Origin of the sequence: Agrobacterium sp. 719_389 (assembly GCF_900188475.1) — a bacterium.
Classification (GTDB): Bacteria; Pseudomonadota; Alphaproteobacteria; order Rhizobiales; family Rhizobiaceae; genus Agrobacterium; species Agrobacterium radiobacter.
In genome coordinates, this window is sequence record NZ_FYEM01000009.1 from 167873 (window position 1) to 183651 (window position 15779).

At 61.2% G+C, this 15779-nt stretch carries 15 protein-coding genes; 9 read left to right on the top strand and 6 right to left on the bottom strand.

Features of this window, described 5'->3' with window-relative positions; all coding sequences use genetic code 11:
- Positions 1–2: 2 nt before the first annotated feature.
- The 4 genes from CFB10_RS17550 to CFB10_RS17565 all read left to right on the top strand — a co-directional run bounded on the left by CFB10_RS17550 (position 3) and on the right by CFB10_RS17565 (position 2893).
- Positions 3–626: a YfbR-like 5'-deoxynucleotidase gene (locus CFB10_RS17550; protein WP_020009531.1), complete on the top strand. Its 624-nt coding sequence runs from the start codon at positions 3–5 to the stop codon at positions 624–626.
- Positions 623–1141 carry a tyrosine phosphatase family protein gene (locus CFB10_RS17555; RefSeq protein ID WP_020009532.1) on the top strand — a complete coding sequence of 173 codons (519 nt, stop codon included), beginning with the start codon at positions 623–625 and terminating at the stop codon, positions 1139–1141. Before CFB10_RS17550 ends, CFB10_RS17555 begins: the two co-directional genes overlap by 4 nt.
- A 76-nt stretch (positions 1142–1217) precedes the next feature.
- Positions 1218–2039, top strand: coding sequence for a mechanosensitive ion channel family protein (locus tag CFB10_RS17560; protein WP_020009533.1), 822 nt, complete (start codon positions 1218–1220; stop codon positions 2037–2039).
- Between the two features lie 167 nt (positions 2040–2206).
- Complete coding sequence (locus CFB10_RS17565; protein WP_020009534.1) at positions 2207–2893, top strand: metal-binding protein ZinT; 687 nt, start codon at positions 2207–2209, stop codon at positions 2891–2893.
- Positions 2894–2945: 52 nt separating this feature from the next.
- On the opposite strand, the gene CFB10_RS17570 is transcribed toward CFB10_RS17565, so the two are convergent.
- The 3 genes from CFB10_RS17570 to CFB10_RS17580 all read right to left on the bottom strand — a co-directional run bounded on the left by CFB10_RS17570 (position 2946) and on the right by CFB10_RS17580 (position 5704).
- A complete protein-coding gene (locus tag CFB10_RS17570) occupies positions 2946–3764 on the bottom strand; it encodes an ABC transporter permease (protein ID WP_020009535.1) in 819 nt (272 codons plus the stop codon).
- Positions 3761–4549 (bottom strand): ABC transporter ATP-binding protein, encoded by a 789-nt coding sequence (locus tag CFB10_RS17575; RefSeq protein WP_026363472.1) that lies wholly within the window; start codon positions 4547–4549, stop codon positions 3761–3763. Before CFB10_RS17575 ends, CFB10_RS17570 begins: the two co-directional genes overlap by 4 nt.
- Before the next feature lie 111 nt (positions 4550–4660).
- Positions 4661–5704 (bottom strand): ABC transporter substrate-binding protein, encoded by a 1044-nt coding sequence (locus CFB10_RS17580; RefSeq protein ID WP_026363473.1) that lies wholly within the window; start codon positions 5702–5704, stop codon positions 4661–4663.
- A gap of 290 nt (positions 5705–5994) precedes the next feature.
- Between CFB10_RS17580 and CFB10_RS17585 the strand changes: the two genes are divergently transcribed.
- The 4 genes from CFB10_RS17585 to CFB10_RS17600 all read left to right on the top strand — a co-directional run bounded on the left by CFB10_RS17585 (position 5995) and on the right by CFB10_RS17600 (position 12085).
- The gene (locus CFB10_RS17585) at positions 5995–7554 is read left to right on the top strand and encodes a VOC family protein (RefSeq protein ID WP_026363474.1); all 1560 of its coding nucleotides are present in this window, start codon (positions 5995–5997) and stop codon (positions 7552–7554) included.
- 264 nt (positions 7555–7818) lie between these two features.
- On the top strand, positions 7819–10590 hold the full coding sequence (locus tag CFB10_RS17590) for a DUF2339 domain-containing protein (protein ID WP_020009539.1): 2772 nt from the start codon (positions 7819–7821) through the stop codon (positions 10588–10590).
- Complete coding sequence (locus tag CFB10_RS17595; protein WP_020009540.1) at positions 10587–11231, top strand: HD domain-containing protein; 645 nt, start codon at positions 10587–10589, stop codon at positions 11229–11231. The genes CFB10_RS17590 and CFB10_RS17595 overlap by 4 nt, the downstream gene beginning before the upstream one ends.
- 11 nt (positions 11232–11242) lie before the next feature.
- Entirely contained in the window at positions 11243–12085 is an 843-nt protein-coding gene (locus CFB10_RS17600) for an MOSC domain-containing protein (RefSeq protein WP_020009541.1), read from the top strand.
- A gap of 280 nt (positions 12086–12365) precedes the next feature.
- Here the strand turns inward: CFB10_RS17600 and CFB10_RS17605 are convergent, their stop codons facing one another.
- Entirely contained in the window at positions 12366–13100 is a 735-nt protein-coding gene (locus CFB10_RS17605) for a bifunctional 2-polyprenyl-6-hydroxyphenol methylase/3-demethylubiquinol 3-O-methyltransferase UbiG (RefSeq protein WP_020009542.1), read from the bottom strand.
- A gap of 163 nt (positions 13101–13263) precedes the next feature.
- On the opposite strand from CFB10_RS17605, the gene CFB10_RS17610 reads away from it, so the two are divergent.
- Positions 13264–14478 (top strand): MFS transporter, encoded by a 1215-nt coding sequence (locus tag CFB10_RS17610; protein WP_020009543.1) that lies wholly within the window; start codon positions 13264–13266, stop codon positions 14476–14478.
- Here the strand turns inward: CFB10_RS17610 and recO are convergent, their stop codons facing one another.
- Both recO and CFB10_RS17620 read right to left on the bottom strand, forming a co-directional pair.
- Positions 14479–15258: a DNA repair protein RecO gene (gene recO / locus CFB10_RS17615; protein WP_020009544.1), complete on the bottom strand. Its 780-nt coding sequence runs from the start codon at positions 15256–15258 to the stop codon at positions 14479–14481.
- Between the two features lie 56 nt (positions 15259–15314).
- Positions 15315–15692, bottom strand: a complete 378-nt coding sequence (locus CFB10_RS17620; protein ID WP_020009545.1) for a response regulator — start codon at positions 15690–15692, stop codon at positions 15315–15317.
- Positions 15693–15779 lie beyond the last annotated feature (87 nt).

Sequence of the window (15779 nt, forward strand, 5' to 3'; positions counted from 1 at the left end):
GAGTGGCGCCCGCAGAAAGCCCGCGTGCCTGGCAACGCATGCTGTCCGGCCGGCGGCTCGATCTGCTCGACCCGTCGCCGCTCGATGTGGAAATCGTCGATATCGCCCACGGCCTTGCCCGTGTAGCCCGCTGGAACGGCCAGACGCGCGGCGACCACGCCTTTTCCGTCGCCCAGCATTGCCTCATCGTCGAGACCATCTTCTGCCGCATGTGCACAAGCGCGACGCCTGATGACATGCAGATGGCGCTTCTGCATGACGCGCCGGAATATGTCATCGGCGACATGATCTCGCCGTTCAAATCCGTGGTCGGCGGTGGTTACAAGACCGTGGAAAAACGGCTGGAAGCCGCCGTGCATCTGCGTTTCGGCCTGCCGCCGCATGCGTCGCGCGACTTGAAGGACCGCATCAAGAAGGCCGATACGGTCGCCGCCTTTTTCGAGGCGACGGAGCTTGCCGGTTTTTCCATCGCCGAGGCGCAGAAATTCTTCGGCCTGCCACGCGGCATCACCCGCGATATGTTCGACATTACGCCCCTGCCCTCAACCGAAGCGCAAAAGCTGTTCATCGAACGTTTCGAAGCGATCGAGGCGCTGCGTGCGGTCAGGACGGGGAGCGCGACATGACGGCCATTGTCGTATCGCCGCTGTCGCAGATCGCGGAGATGGCCGTGAAGCACAAGGCCCGCGAAATGGTGACACTGATCGCCAAAGAGCAGGCCTTTCATCGCCCCGCCGTCATTGCCGCAGAACGGCACCTGACGCTTGCCATGAACGACATCACATTCAAGGGCACCGCCGATCTCATCGCGCCTGATGATGCGCATGTGCTGAAGCTGATCGATTTCGCCCGCGAATGGGACCAGTCCGCGCCGCTGCTCATCCATTGCTGGATGGGCGTTTCGCGCTCGCCCGCCGCCGCCGTCATTACAGCGCTCAGCGTTTATCCTGACCAGGATGAGATGGAGCTTGCGCTGCGCCTGCGCGCCGTCTCACCCTATTCCACGCCGAATGCCCGCATCATTGCCATCGGCGACCGCCTGCTCGGACGCGGCGGCAGGCTGGCGGCGGCGATCAAAAAAATCGGCAGGGGCGCGGATACGGATGGTAACGTGCCCTTCGTGCTGCCGCTCGGCGCCTGAGCGCCATTTTGGCGGAACCCTCATGGCGTCCAGTCGTTACCAACCCTGAAGAGCAATGAAAATCACAGGATAATTCATGGAACAACAGGCAACGGATATCATCGTCGCATCGCAGGCGGCGTTGCAGCAGGCGAGCGCGCTTGCGGTGCAATATTCCTTCTCGGTCGTTGGTGCGCTTCTGCTGCTGATCATCGGCTGGCTGGCCGCCACCTTCCTGCAGCGCTGGGCCTTTCAGGGCCTATCGCGCATTCGTGGCTTCGATGCGACGCTCGCCGGCTTCTTCGCAGGCGCCATCCGCTATGTGGTTCTCATTCTCGTGCTGGTCATGGTGCTTGGCCAGTTCGGCGTGCAGACCGCCTCCATTCTCGCAGCCCTCGGCGCCGCCGGTCTGGCCATTGGTCTGGCGCTGCAGGGCACGCTGCAGAACATTGCCGCCGGTATCATGCTTCTGGTGCTGCGGCCCTTCCGCGTCGGCGAATATATCGAGACCAGCACGGTCAACGGTACGGTGATCGAGATCGGGCTTTTTGCCACCGAACTCAAGACCAGCGACGGGCTCTATCGTCTTGCGCCCAACTCCACCCTCTGGAACGTGCCGATCACCAATTACAGCCGCTTCCCCTCGCGCCGTCACGAACTGAGCCTGACGGTCAAGACTGACGAGGATCTCACGGCCGCACAGGACATGCTGATGAAAGTCGTGCGCTCTGAGAGCCGGGTTTTGCTGGACCCCGCCCCCATCACCTTCGTCGATTCGGTCAGCGCCGACAGCGCCACCGTCAAATTGCGCTACTGGGTGCGCAGCGACAATTATTTCGCGACGACCCGCGAGGTGACGAAGGCCATGAAACTCGCCTTCGACGAGCGCAAGACGGAAGTAAACGCGCAGCCTGCCTGAGACCTCACGACTCCCCCTCTTTCAAGCGCGGTGGCTGCACGAGCCATCGCGCTTTTTCGTTGCGTTGCGTTGGAGCACACACTTGCATCCCGCTGACGTGGCCTCTATAGCTCGTTACGTAATGTTATTACGTAACTTACTTTTATGGATATGAGAGGGCCGAAACAATGCAGAAGATACTTACCCGCGTCACCGGCGCTGTCGCACTTGGTTCCATGCTGCTGGCGGCGACCACGGCAATGGCTGCCGGCGGCGACAAATCCGCAGCCCATAGCCACGACCATGGACACGATCACGACCACCAGATGACCGAGGCGGAAAAGCAGATCTACAAGGGTTATTTCGAGGATGCGCAGGTGAAACCACGCGCGCTTTCCGACTGGGAAGGCGACTGGCAGTCGGTCTATCCTTACCTGCTGAACGGCTCGCTGGACCCCGTCATGGCCGAAAAAGCGGCCCACGGCGACAAGACCGCTGCCGAATACCGCGCCTATTACGACATCGGTTACAAGACCGATGTGAACCGCATCGTCATCAAGAGCGACAGTGTGGCGTTTTATAAGGACGGCAAGCCCGCTGAAGGCACCTATGTCAGCGACGGCCATGAAATCCTGACCTACAAGAAGGGCAATCGCGGCGTCCGCTACATCTTCAAGAAAACCGGCGGCGATGAGGCTGCACCGCAATTCATCCAGTTCAGCGATCACTCCATCGCCCCGGTCAAGGCGGGCCATTACCATCTCTACTGGGGAGCTGATCGCAAGGCGCTGCTGGACGAGGTGACCAATTGGCCGACCTACTACCCGTTCCTGATGGACGGCGGCGATATTGTGGAAGAAATGGCGGCGCATTAACTTCGCATGACATTCCGGCACGGGCATATTCTTCATGCCCGTGCTGCATTCCTTATTGCCCCATGGTGGAGCGATGCGCCCAGCCGGTCATGCGCTTTTCAAGCCAGGCCATGATCGCATACATGACGATGCCTTCCACCGCGAGCATCAGCAGGCCCGCAAAGACGAGCGGCACATTGAACTGGCTCTGCGCCGAGCTCATCATGTTGCCGAGGCCGTAATTGGAAGCGACGGTTTCCGACACGACCGAACCGACGAAGGCGAGCGTGATGGCGATTTTCAGCGAGCCGAAAAAATAGGGCATGGAGCGCGGAATGCCGACCTTCAGCATGATGTCCATCTTCTTTGCGCCAAGCGCCCGCAGCACATCCTCCGTTTCCGGCTCTATGGTGGCAAGCCCGGTCGCGACGTTGACGACGATGGGGAAGAAAGAGATCAGGAAGGCGGTCAACACGGCAGGAACCGTGCCGATGCCGAACCAGATGACGAGAATTGGCACCAGTGCCACTTTCGGGATGGCGTTAAAGCCGATCATCAGCGGATAAAGCCCGGCATAGATGGTTTTCGACCAGCCGATGAACAGACCGATGGCGAGACCGGCGGCCACAGCAATGGCAAAACCCAGTGTCGTCGTATAAAGCGTCTGCAACGAATTTTTCCAGATCGGCGACCAATATTGCATGATGGCCTGTCCAACCCTTACGGGTGACGGCAAAATGGTGGGCGGCATTTTCAGCGCATGGACGAGCAGTTCCCACAGCACGAAAAGCGCCAGCGTATAAAGCCAGGGAGCGGCTTTCACCCAGTTGACGCGGGCGATCAACGGCTTGCGCGGCTCGGCCGTTACGGTGCGGTCCACAATCGCGCTCATGCCGCCACCCTCGCCTGGGCGATCTCGCCATGCAGTTCCTGCACCATGTCGTTGAAACCCTTGTCATACATGATATCGAGCTGGCGCGGGCGGGCAAACGGCACGCGGTGTTCCGCGAGCACCCGGCCCGGCCTTGCACTCATCACGAAAATCTTGTCGGCCAGAAATGCCGCCTCTCGCAAATCATGGGTCACGAGGATGATGGTGACACGCTGTGCGGCGTGCAGGTCGCGGATGACGCACCACAATTCCTCGCGGGTGAAGGCATCGAGCGCGCCGAAAGGCTCGTCCAGCATTAGCAGTTCCGGTTCGTGGATCAAGGCCCGGCAAAGATTGGCGCGCTGCTGCATGCCGCCGGAAAGCTGCCACGGATACTTCGAACCGAAGCCCTTCAGGCCGACGATTTCCAGCAACCGTTCGGCTTTCGCGACATATTCCGCCTTATGGGCGCGCAGGCGTCGGCGATGTTTCTCGACGATTTCCAGCGGCAGCAGGATATTCTCGAGCGTCGTGCGCCAGGGCAGCATCGTCGGGTTCTGAAACGCCATGCCGACAATGGAAACCGGCTCCGTGACCTGCCGCCCGGCAACGATGACATTGCCCTTCTGCGGAATATGCAGCCCGGTCACCAGCTTCATCAGGGTCGACTTGCCGCAGCCGGAGGGACCGACCACTGCGGCGAATTCACCCTTGTCGACCGTCAGGTTCAAGCCGGATACGGCCAGCGTGCCGGCAGAGCCGCCGTAACGCATGTCGACACTGTCTATTTCCACGAGATGTGACATTGCTGTCCCCGTTTTAAGTTGCTGATCGGGCGGTTGAACCCTGCAGCGTTGCAGCTTGTTTCTTCTCCCCACCGGGGAGAAGAAGCATGCCGCACCCGCTCACTCCGCCCATTACGGAAGCATGCGCTCTTCCTTGGCCGGCAGGTAGGTCGCGTCGAATACCTGCTCCGCCTTGACGTTGCCCTTCAGGCCGAGGGAAACTTTCAGCGTCTCGACGGAGGCGGAAAGCCGGGCCGGATCAACGCCGCCCATTCCGTTTTCCACCACATAGGGCGTCTTGATATTCATGCTGTTGGCCATGTTGAGGCGTTCAAGTTCGATGGCGCTGTCGAGCGTCTCGTTGCGCTTGAGCACGGCCGCCACGCCCTCTTCGGGGTTCTTGACGGAATCGGCGAAGCCCCTGGCCAGCGCTTTCAGGAAGCCCTTCACGGCATCCGGGTTTTTCTCTGCGAAATCAGTGTTTACCAGCACCGCATTGCCATAAAGATTCAAGCCGTGCTCGGCCATCAGGATAGTCGAGATATCGTCATCGGCGATGCCCTGTTTCTTGAGATTGAGGATCACCGAAAAGGCAAAGCCGAAAACGGCGTCGACATCGCCCTTGGCAAGCATCGGTTCACGCACCGGAAACCCGATCGATTCGATCTTGATCTTGCTGTCATCGAGACCTGCGACCTGCTTGAAGGCCGGCCATTGCGCGAAAGCGCCATCCGGCGGCGGCGCGCCGAGCTTCTTGCCTTCCAGCGACTTCGGATCACCGGTGACACCCAGCGACTTGCGGCCGACCACGGCGAAAGTCGGGCGCTCATAGACCATATAAACGGCTTTGATCTTCTGGCTCGGATCCTCGTCAAGGAACTTCATTACCGAGTTGATGTCACCGAAACCCATCTGATAGGCGCCCGTCGCCACGCGGGGAATGGCTTCCACCGAGCCGTTGCCGCTGTCGATGGTGACATCGAGGCCTTCGGCCTTGAAGTAACCCTTGTCGAGCGCCAGGAGGAAACCGGCGGCGGGGCCTTCGAACTTCCAGTCGAGCGTGAATTTCACCGGCGTTTCGGCCCGTACCTCTACCGCCGGCAATGAAAATCCGGCGGTTACACCGATGGCGGTAATGGCCAGAGCTCTGGTCAACAACCTGCGCGTTAAAATCATCTGTTCCCCCTGATGGTTTTGTTGGATTGGTTGCATAAGACCCAATTCCAACTCTCAAGGCAAGATAAAATTGCATACAAAATAGCCGTTATTTTGTATGCTTATTTTATATGCATAATCAGTCACAAGGCAGGCAAAAAGCCGGCAATCTGCCCATCGCGCATGCAACGAAGCGAAAGCAATATCGTTCACGCAGAGAACACAGCGTTCTCATTTGCCGGGGTTGCGGATCAGGGGCAGCGTGCGACAAATAGGGCCACGAACAGCAGGCGAAACGGCGGGACGGCAAGATGAATTCTGCACTGGGAATACACCACATCACCATGATTACCCGGAAGGTGCAGGCGAATGTGGATTTTTACGCCGGCTTTCTGGGTTTGAGGCTGGCCAAGCGCACGGCCGGTTTCGAAGACGCCATGCAGCTTCACCTGCTTTATGGCGATGACATCGCCTCGCCCGGCTCCCTCCTGACATTTCTCGTCTGGGAAGATGGCGGCCAGGGCCGTGTCGGTTATGGCCAGACGCTGGAAATTTCCGTGGCGATCGATCCCGCTGCAATCGGCTTCTGGCTGACGCGGGCGCTGAGATTCGGCATCCGCGCGGAAGGCCCGACTGACGAATTCGGCGCGCCGGTGATCCGGCTGAAAGATCCTGACGGCCTGATCGTCAAGCTGGTCGGCACCCACGCCTTTGCCGATGCCACGCCGCATGTGACGGACGATATTTCCGCCGAGGACGCCATTCGCCGAATCTATGGCGCGACGGTGCTGAGCGAAGTGCCGGAAGAAACCGTGGCGTTTCTGGAGAAACATTTCGGTTACCGGCAGGAAAGCCAGGCGGGCGCGATCCGCCGCCTCGTTTCCGACAGCGGCGACATTATCGATGTGCGCGACGCCACCGGCTTCTGGTCCAGCGCGCCGGGCACCGGCACCGTTGATCACATCGCCTTCCGCGCGAAGGATATGGATGAGCTGAACGCGGTTCTAACCGGGCTGAAATCGCTGAATTCCAGCACCACCAATGCCCATGACCGCAAATATTTCCACTCGCTCTATGTCCGCGAACCGGGCGGCGTGCTGATCGAAATGGCGACCGACGGGCCGGGCATGACAGTGGACGAACCGTTGGAATCGCTCGGGGAAAAACTGTTTATCCCGCCGCTCTTCATGAAGGACGAGGCGGATGTGCGTGTCGCCCTGCCGCAATTTGCAATGCCGGGCGAAGAACGAATCATCTATCGCGACCTGCCCTTCGTGCACCGTTTCTACACGCCCGAGGAGCCGGATGGCAGCACCATCATCCTGCTGCACGGTTCCGGCGGCAGCGAAACGAGCCTGATGCCGCTGGCGCACCGGGCAGCACCGGGCGCCACCCTTCTCGGCGTGCGCGGCCGCAGCACGGAAGAAGAGATCGCCCGCTGGTTCCGCCGTTTCCCCGATTTCAGCTTCGACCAGCAGGATATCGTCACGGAAACAGAAGCCTTTGCCGCCTTCGTGGAGGGGGCAATCCGCGCTTATGGTCTTGATCGCTCGAAACTGCGGTTTATCGGCCATTCCAATGGCGCGAACTTCTACGCGGCCTTTGCGGCGCTCTATCCCGAACTTGCGGGCGACGCCCTTCTCTATCGCCCGATGCCGGTTCTCGAAACATGGCCGCAGACCGATCTTTCCGGCCGCAATTTCCTGCTTGTTGCGGGAGAGCGCGACAAATATCTCGACAGGGCGCACGAATTGCAGGGCAGACTGGCGGCGAGCGGAGCAAGGGCGCAAATGGAAACGGTTGAGGACGGGCATGAGCTAGGGCTTGCCGATATCGAAGCGGCACGGCACTGGCTGGCGGATGTTTCCTGATTTTCGAGCGATACGCATGAGCCGAGCCGGTGCCGCCAATTTCTTCTCCCCGTCGGGGAGAAGGTGGCCCGAAGGGTCGGATGAGGGGGCGACGTCAGCGATAAACTGAGAGCTTGCCCCCTCATCCTGCTGCCGCGGACTTCTCCCCGGCGAGGAGAAGAAACAAGCGGCTTACTCCCTCGCCAGCCGCATCCGTCATCAACCGGGCCTTGCATAAATTCACCAAAAGGGCTTTAAAAACAGCTTCGTAATTGGAGAGTCCGTTTGGAAATCCCGCTGTTTATCCTCGCCCTCGTCGCGGCCTTCATCTACACGCTGGTCGCGAGCATCCGCAACTCAAGCCGAATCAAGTCGCTCGAACGGGAGGTTCACAGCCTCAAGCGGCTGATGGCTGCGGGCGTGACGCCTCCTGCGGCGGCGCAAACGGAGAGCGCGGAATCCACGGTAAAACCGGATTTCGAGGCGGAAGAGCCAAGCAGGACGCCTGCGGAAGACGCAGCCTTCCAGGCTGAATACGCCTCCGAACCCCAGGAAGCCGCCGCCATGGCGCAGGCGGAAGACGCCGTCCGCGAGGAAGCACCTTCCGCTCCTGTCAGCGAGGCGGCATCCGCTCCGGCGACGAAGGAAAGCTTCGAAAGCCTGCTCGGCGCGCGCTGGGCGGTCTGGGCCGGCGGGCTGGCGCTCGCGCTCGGCGGTATTTTCCTCGTCAAATATTCGATCGAATCGGGGCTGCTCAGCCCGGCTGTGCGGCTTTCGCTCGCCGCCATTTTCGGCCTCTTCCTCGGGCTTGCCGGCGAAGCGATCCGCCGCAAGGCGGTGCCGGGCATCGCCACCACCTATTCCAACGCCATGATACCGGGCGTGCTGACGGCGGCCGGCGCGTTGACGCTGTTCGGCGTGGTTTATGCGGCCTATGGCATTTACGACTATATCGGCCCCGGCACGGCTTTTGGCCTGCTTGGCCTCGTCGCCTTCGCCACCATCGGGCTTTCGCTGCTGCACGGGCAAGCGCTGGCCGGTCTCGGCCTTCTCGGTTCGATGCTGACGCCGGCACTGATTTCCACCGAAACGCCGAATATCTGGGCGCTCTTCGTGTTCCTCACCGTCTCCTGGCTGGCAACGGCGGCGGCAGCGCGCAGGCAGGGCTGGACCGTCGTTCCCTCTCTCGCCAATGCCGGGCTCGGCCTCTGGGCGCTCGGCTATATCGGCTTTTCCGAGACGATCAGCGCCGAACCGCCAACACTTGCCCTGCTCGTCATGCTGGCGGGAACAATATTCCTCTGGCCCGGCAAGGCATTCGACACGCCGCCTGCCGAAACTGCCGAAACCGCAGCGCCCGAGCGCCGCGCTGTCCGCGCCATGCGGCTTCTGTTACGCCCGTCGCTCGCCCTCAATCTCACCGTCTCGATGGCCGTGATCCTGCCGGCAATCGGCTTCCTTTTTGCCGATGGCGGCGTCGATACTCATCCGGCGCTGATCGTTTCAGCGCTTATCGCCGCCCTTGCCGCCCTTGGCGCCGCCCGCCACTATGCGGTGTGGCCCGCTATTATCGCAGCACTTGGCGCGCAGGCTGCGGTATCGCTGATGTCCCGTCAGGGTCTCGACTTCATCGGCGTCATCAACAATACGGCCGTATCGCTTCCGCCCGTTTCGGTTGGCTACACGGCGGAAATCGCCATGGCGCTCGGCCTCGGGGCCGTCTTCGTGCTGTCCGCCTTCTCCTTCCTGAAGCGCAAGGGTGCTGACGATGGGGATTTCGCCCAGCTCTGGGCCGGTATCGCCGCGTTATTCCCGGTCTGGCTCGCCACCGCAAGCTTTGTCGAATACGGCAATCTCGGCCGCGACTGGCTGCACGCCGCCTATGGCCTCGGCCTCGGCTTCGTGCTGATTGCAGGTGCCGAATGGCTGCACCGGCAGAACAACGAGGCCTATCGCAAGCCGCTCAACATCCTCGTGCTCGGCTCCTTCGCCGCCTTCGCGCTCAGCCTGCACACGCTGACGGAGGGGCTGGTGACAACCGTTCTGCTTTCGGTCATCGGCTTCATCTATGTGCTGGGCAGCCGTTACCGCAACTGGGAAGTTCTGCCCTGGGTGATGGCCGTGGCAAGCGTTGCCGTTCTCGGCCGCATCGCCTGGGAACCCACCATCGTCGGGCCGCAAAATCTTGGGCTTACGCCGGTCTTCAACGCGCTTCTTCCGGGTTACGGCATTCCCGCACTGCTGGCCGTCGCCTCGGCATGGCTGCTGCGTGACTGGCCGGGGGTCAGGGCGAAGAACTTCCTGCAGGCTATTGCCAGCGTCATGGGACTTCTCGCCGTCGCCATCCTCGTCCGCCACGCGATGAATGGCGGCACGCTGGATAACAGCGTGCCGACGCTTGGCGAACAGTCGATCTATACGCTGCTCACCATCGGCTTCTCGGGCGTGTTGATGACGCTCGATCTGAAGAGCCCCAGCCCCATCTTCCGCTACGGCTCGATGATTGCCGGCGTGATTGCGGTCATCAACGTGCTGACGATGCATTTCTTCACGCTCAACCCCTATTTCACCGGCGAAAATACCGGTCGCATCCCGTTCCTCAACCTGCTGCTGATCGGTTACCTCCTGCCGGCGCTCGCCTATGGCGGCCTTGCCTATTATGCGCGCGGAAAACGTCCGCCGCCCTATGTCAGCATGCTGGCGGTGGCCGGCGCCGCACTCGGTTTTGCCTGGGCAACGCTTTCGGTGCGCCGCTTCTGGCAGGGCGAAAATATTGCCGACTGGAAGGGTTTCCTGCAGGGCGAGACCTACAGCTATTCGGTGGTCTGGCTGCTGATCGGCGTGCTGCTGCTCGTGCTTGGCTCGCGCTTTAATGCCCGCAGCCTGCGTCTCGCATCGGCCGCCTTCGTGCTGATCTCTGTTGCCAAGGCGTTCCTGATCGACATGAGCAATCTCGAAGGCGTGCTGAGGGCGCTGTCCTTCATCGGGCTCGGCGCGGTGCTGATCGGCATCGGCCTGTTCTACCAGAAAATCCTCACCCGGAAGCCGCAGGCATGATCGCGGCCGAGGCTTTCGCGCCCTATGCGGCGCTTGCGCAGGAGCTGATACCGCACGCCGCAGACAGCGGCGACGGTTCGCATGATCTTGCCCATATTCACCGCGTCTTCCGCAACGCCATGCGCATCCATGCGGGCGAAGGCGGCGATGGCACCGTGCTGGCCGCCAGCGTGCTGCTGCATGATTGCGTGGCGGTGGAGAAAAACTCGCCGCTGCGCGCGCAGGCCTCGCGGCTTGCAGCGGAAAAGGCATCCAGCATTCTGATGGGGCTCGGCTGGAAACAGGCGGATGTCGACGCCGCCGCCCACGCCATTACCACCCACAGTTTCTCCGCCAATATCGAGCCACGGACGCTGGAGGCAAAAATCCTTCAGGATGCCGACCGGCTGGATGCCATCGGCATGGTGGGGGCGGCGCGCTGCTTTTATATTGCCGGGCGTATGGGCTCAGCACTTTATGATCCGGTAGACCCGCTCGCAAAGAACCGGCCGCTTGACGACCGCGCCTTTGCCATCGACCATTTCGAAACCAAGCTGTTCAAGCTGGCCGACGGTTTTCGCACCGAAACAGGCCGGCAGATGGCCAAAGCCCGCGATGAGCGGCTGAGACAGGTGCTGGACCTGTTTCTCGACGAGATCTGAGGAAACCTGAGATGCGTGTGACCGAACTCAACATCTATCCGCTGAAAAGCGGGCGCGGCATTCCCCTCTCCGAAAGCGCCGTTTCGGCCGAAGGCCTGCCGGGTGACCGCCGCGCCATGCTCACCGATCCCTCGGGCCATTTCATCACCCAGCGCGAATTGCCTGCCATCGCCACGGTTCTGGCCCGGCATGAGGATGGCGGCATGGTGCTGGCGCGCGACAGGGAAGATGAGATTTTCGCACGGCCATCCGGGCAGCGCATGGATGTGGCGGTGTGGAAATCGATCGTCAGCGCCAATATCGCCGATGACGAGACCAATGGCGCGCTCTCGGCATGGCTCGGGCGCGAGGTGAAGCTCGCCTTTTTCGATGATGCGTCGAAACGTATTGCGAGCCTCGAATGGACGGGCAACGAAACGCCCGTCACCTTTGCGGACGGCTACCAGATCCTCGTCACCACCACGGCCTCGCTTGCCGCGCTGAACGACAATATGCGCGCCAATGGCGAGGACGCTGTCGGCATGGAGAGGTTCCGGCCCAATATCGTGCTTGACACGGACGAGCCATGGGCTGAGGACCGCTGGGCGGCCATCGAGATCGGCGGCATTCGCTTCGATCTCGTCAAACCCTGCGCCCGCTGCATCATGACCACGCAGGATCAGACCACCGGCTCGCGCGATGTACCCTCCCCCATGAAAGCCATGGGCCGCATCCGCATGTCTGGCGACCGGCGCGTGCCCGGCCCGCTGTTCGGCTGGAACGTGACGCCGCGCAGCCAGGGCAAGCTGTCCGTCGGCGATGTGGCAAAGGTGGTCGAGGAGCGGCCGGAAGGCTGGTCGATCAAGCGGCGCTAAGCCGCGCCGGTTCAAACGGAATCCCCTGTGCATCAGGCAGCGTTTTAACCTGCCTTCAAACCCTCGCTTCCCTCATTCCTGTGCTTGACACAGGAATCCGGCCGACGCGCGTTAGCGCGGCGAGAGGTGCCTTTTCAGCCCAAGGACTTGGGCTGGCTCGATCTCTGTGACAAGCACGGAAACGAGGAGAGGACGGAGCACTATGGACAACGGCAAGCTTCGAGCCTGACGCACCGATCTCAATCTTCGTGCGCGCCGACGATACAACGCACGAGCTATGTCACGGCTTACGCGCGCCGACGATCAGGAAAATAGGGCGGCGGTCTTCGTGTTTCATTTCCGGCCGTTCCGCCAGCAGGGCGGGGTCCGGCCGCGGCTCCGCCAGCCGCGTGATCGTAAAGCCGGCAGCCATGAGCGCGTTCAGGATGGATGACACCGTGCGGTGATATTTGACCACGTCGTCCGCCATCCAGTTGGAATGGCGCACGCCCTCGCTTTGGTAGTTATCAAGCGGCCAATGCAGGATTTCGCCATCCTCGCCATAAAACCAGTCCTGTTTTTCCAGCGCCGTGAAAACGGGATGTTCGATGGAAAAGATGAAGTCGCCGCCGGATTTCAGCGCGGCAAAAATCTTCGCGAATGCCACGTCGAGATCGCGAACGTAATGCAGGGCGAGAGAACTCAGCGCCACATCGAAACTTTCCCGCGGAAAATCGATGTCTTCGATGGCGGCGCGGCGGTATTCGATGCCGGGCCCACCGTTTATCTCGGCGGCGCGACGCAGCATGTTTTCCGAGAGGTCAACGCCGACAACATGGCGCGCGCCCTGTTCTGCGGCATAACGGCAATGCCAGCCGAAACCACAACCGAGATCAAGAAGGGTCCTGTCTTGCAGGGGCGGAAGCATGGCGCGCAATTCATGCCACTCGCCGGCCTGGCGCAGCCCCTCCACGGAGCGCGGCATGGCGCTGTAGCGCTCGAAAAACCCGGGATCGTCGTAGATATTCTGTTTCATCGTCGTCTCTTCGTCCGCATTCCATCAATCGCATGAATAGTGGCCGTCAAGAAAAGTCGCTAGTGGGAGCGGCTGACAAAAGATAATATTCGTCCCATCATAGCGGAATCCGCGGCAAGCCACGTCCTTTTTTGGGGCGAGGCGCCGCGATGGGGGAATATTCATGCTGCAAGCCACGCGCCAGACCATGCCCTGGGTGATTATCGCCGCCGGGTCACTGATTGCCGTCATGACCTTCGGACCGCGTTCGGCCATGGGCTTTTTCCAGCTGCCGATGCTTGCCGATACCGGCTGGGACCGTTCCACCTTCGGTCTCGCCATGGCGCTGCAGAACCTCTTCTGGGGTCTCGGCCAGCCCTTCTTCGGCGCCATCGCCGATAAATTCGGCACGGGCCGCGTGCTCGTGCTCTCCGGCTTTCTTTATGCCGCCGGCCTCATCTGCATGTCCTTCGGCACCTCGCCCTTCTGGCTGCATTTCGGCGGCGGCGTGCTTGTCGGGCTCGGCATTGCCGCCGGTTCCTTCAGCGTCATCCTTTCGGCCTTTGCGCGCCATGTCACGCCGCAGCAGCGTTCGCTCGCCTTCGGTATCGGCACGGCGGCGGGTTCGGCCGGCATGTTCCTGTTTGCGCCGATCAGCCAGGGGCTGATTTCCACCTATGGCTGGTCGGACAGCCTCGTCTGGCTTGCCGCGATGATGATGCTCGTGCCGCTGCTGGCCTTTTTCATGCGCGGCAACTCCTCCTCCGGCAGCCAGTCGCAGGCGCAGTTCCAGCAGACGGCGGGCGAAGCGCTGAAGGAGGCGCTCGGCCATAAAAGCTACCTGCTTTTGACCACCGGCTTTTTTGTCTGCGGTTTTCAGGTGGCCTTTATCACCGCGCATTTCCCGGCCTATCTCGGGGACATCGGCATCGAACCGCGCTATGCCGTCATCGCCATGGCGCTGATCGGCTTCTTCAACATCATCGGGTCGCTTGCCGCCGGCGTCATTGCCCAGCGTTATTCGAAACCCTATCTGCTGGCCTATATCTATATCGCCCGCTCCGTCGCCGTCACCGCCTTCCTGCTTCTGCCGCAATCGCCGCTTTCGGTCATCATTTTTGCGGCCGTCATGGGCGTTCTCTGGCTTTCCACCGTGCCGCCCACCAATGCGCTGGTGGCGATCATGTTCGGCACACGCCATCTCGGCATGCTCGGCGGCGTCGTGTTCCTGTCGCACCAGATCGGCTCGTTCCTCGGCGTCTGGCTCGGCGGCTTCCTTTATGACAGGCTCGGTTCCTATGATCTCGTCTGGTGGCTGGGCGTCGGCATGGGGATTTTTGCGGCCATCGTGCATTGGCCCATCCAGGAGCGGCCGGCCCCGCGGCCTGCAATGGCCTAGTCAGACAGCCTTATCGAGCGCGGGCGGCATCGCCCCGCCTTCATTCGCCCTGCCCTCAAGCGCCTTCAGCGCCGCCTGCACGAAACCGTCGCGGGCGGCGTTTTCGTTGAGGCCACGAGGATCGTAGACATGCCGGTTGAGGAAATGGGCGGTGAGGCGGAAAGCCGCCGCAAGGCTGTCAGGATCGGCGGCCTTCGACTGGCCTTCACTCAAGAAAGCCGGAAGCGACAGCATGCGCTCCGCATAGGGCGCACCTGCCGCGCGGCAAACCGCCCTGCCGGTTTTGGGCGATACATAGATGAGGTCGGTGCGCAGCCCTGTCGCCGCACATTCGGTAAGATCAAGCCCGAAACCGAGTTCGTTCAGCACCGCCAGTTCGAAGCGCACGAACAATTCCCCGGCATCGACCGGATTATGGAGGTTGTCGAGAATGATATCGAGCGCCTGATAGAGATGCGGGTGCGGATCGCGCTCCGGCAGAAGCCTGAGAAGAGCGCCCATGGCCTGTACACCATAAACCGCTGTCGCCGTTTCCATCAGCTGCGCGGCGCGCAATTGCAGCGGCTCGATGCGGAATTCACCGAGATGATCATGAAGGCGCGCCCGCCAGATGACATCAACCCGGTTTCCGGCCTGAAGCACCGGCTGCATGCTGCGGGAACGGCCGGAACGGACCAGCCCCAGATGGCGGCCACGCGAAGGGGTCATCACCTCGGCGATGACACTCGTCTCGCCATGGCGTTTTACGCCGAGAATGATTGCCTCTTCCTGCCACTGCATGAAACGCGTCCGAATTTCGATTCAAGGCCGATCATACCCGATCTGGCGGCGAAACGTTATTCTTTTACCGCATCGTCGTCCGTGCCGACGAGGTTGAGGACGAAATCGATAATTTCGTTTTCGCCGAAGGGCTTGCCGAGCAATGGCGCATGCATGAGATCATCCGGAAAACCCGTCGTGTCGCCATAGCCGCTGACGAAACCAAAGGGAATTCCCCCATCGCGCAGACCGCGCGCAAAATCATAGCTCTTGCCGTCGGTAAGGCTGACATCGAGAAGCACGCAATCGGCGCCTTCCTCTTCGACGGCCTGCCTCGCCTGCGCCAGCGTCGTGGCGATGACGACAGCTTCCACCCCCATGGACTGGAGAACCGCTTCGACATCAAGCGCCACCAGATATTCATCCTCAACGATGATAACCCGTTGTGGCACCATATGTTTTCTTCTTCCTAAAATATCGCCGCAAGGCTAGAAGCTGCGGTTTCCGTCACGATTCTCCAATGAGATATCACGACAGGAGTC

Coding starts and splice junctions, on each gene's coding strand:
- CFB10_RS17620 (WP_020009545.1), bottom strand. CDS start 15,692: ATGGTGCCACAACGGGTTATCATCGTTGAGGATGAATATCTGGTGGCG.
- CFB10_RS17600 (WP_020009541.1), top strand. CDS start 11,243: ATGCGTGTGACCGAACTCAACATCTATCCGCTGAAAAGCGGGCGCGGC.
- CFB10_RS17575 (WP_026363472.1), bottom strand. CDS start 4,549: ATGTCACATCTCGTGGAAATAGACAGTGTCGACATGCGTTACGGCGGC.
- CFB10_RS17605 (WP_020009542.1), bottom strand. CDS start 13,100: ATGAAACAGAATATCTACGACGATCCCGGGTTTTTCGAGCGCTACAGC.
- CFB10_RS17595 (WP_020009540.1), top strand. CDS start 10,587: ATGATCGCGGCCGAGGCTTTCGCGCCCTATGCGGCGCTTGCGCAGGAG.
- CFB10_RS17565 (WP_020009534.1), top strand. CDS start 2,207: ATGCAGAAGATACTTACCCGCGTCACCGGCGCTGTCGCACTTGGTTCC.
- recO (WP_020009544.1), bottom strand. CDS start 15,258: ATGCAGTGGCAGGAAGAGGCAATCATTCTCGGCGTAAAACGCCATGGC.
- CFB10_RS17585 (WP_026363474.1), top strand. CDS start 5,995: ATGAATTCTGCACTGGGAATACACCACATCACCATGATTACCCGGAAG.
- CFB10_RS17570 (WP_020009535.1), bottom strand. CDS start 3,764: ATGAGCGCGATTGTGGACCGCACCGTAACGGCCGAGCCGCGCAAGCCG.
- CFB10_RS17555 (WP_020009532.1), top strand. CDS start 623: ATGACGGCCATTGTCGTATCGCCGCTGTCGCAGATCGCGGAGATGGCC.
- CFB10_RS17580 (WP_026363473.1), bottom strand. CDS start 5,704: ATGATTTTAACGCGCAGGTTGTTGACCAGAGCTCTGGCCATTACCGCC.
- CFB10_RS17610 (WP_020009543.1), top strand. CDS start 13,264: ATGCTGCAAGCCACGCGCCAGACCATGCCCTGGGTGATTATCGCCGCC.
- CFB10_RS17560 (WP_020009533.1), top strand. CDS start 1,218: ATGGAACAACAGGCAACGGATATCATCGTCGCATCGCAGGCGGCGTTG.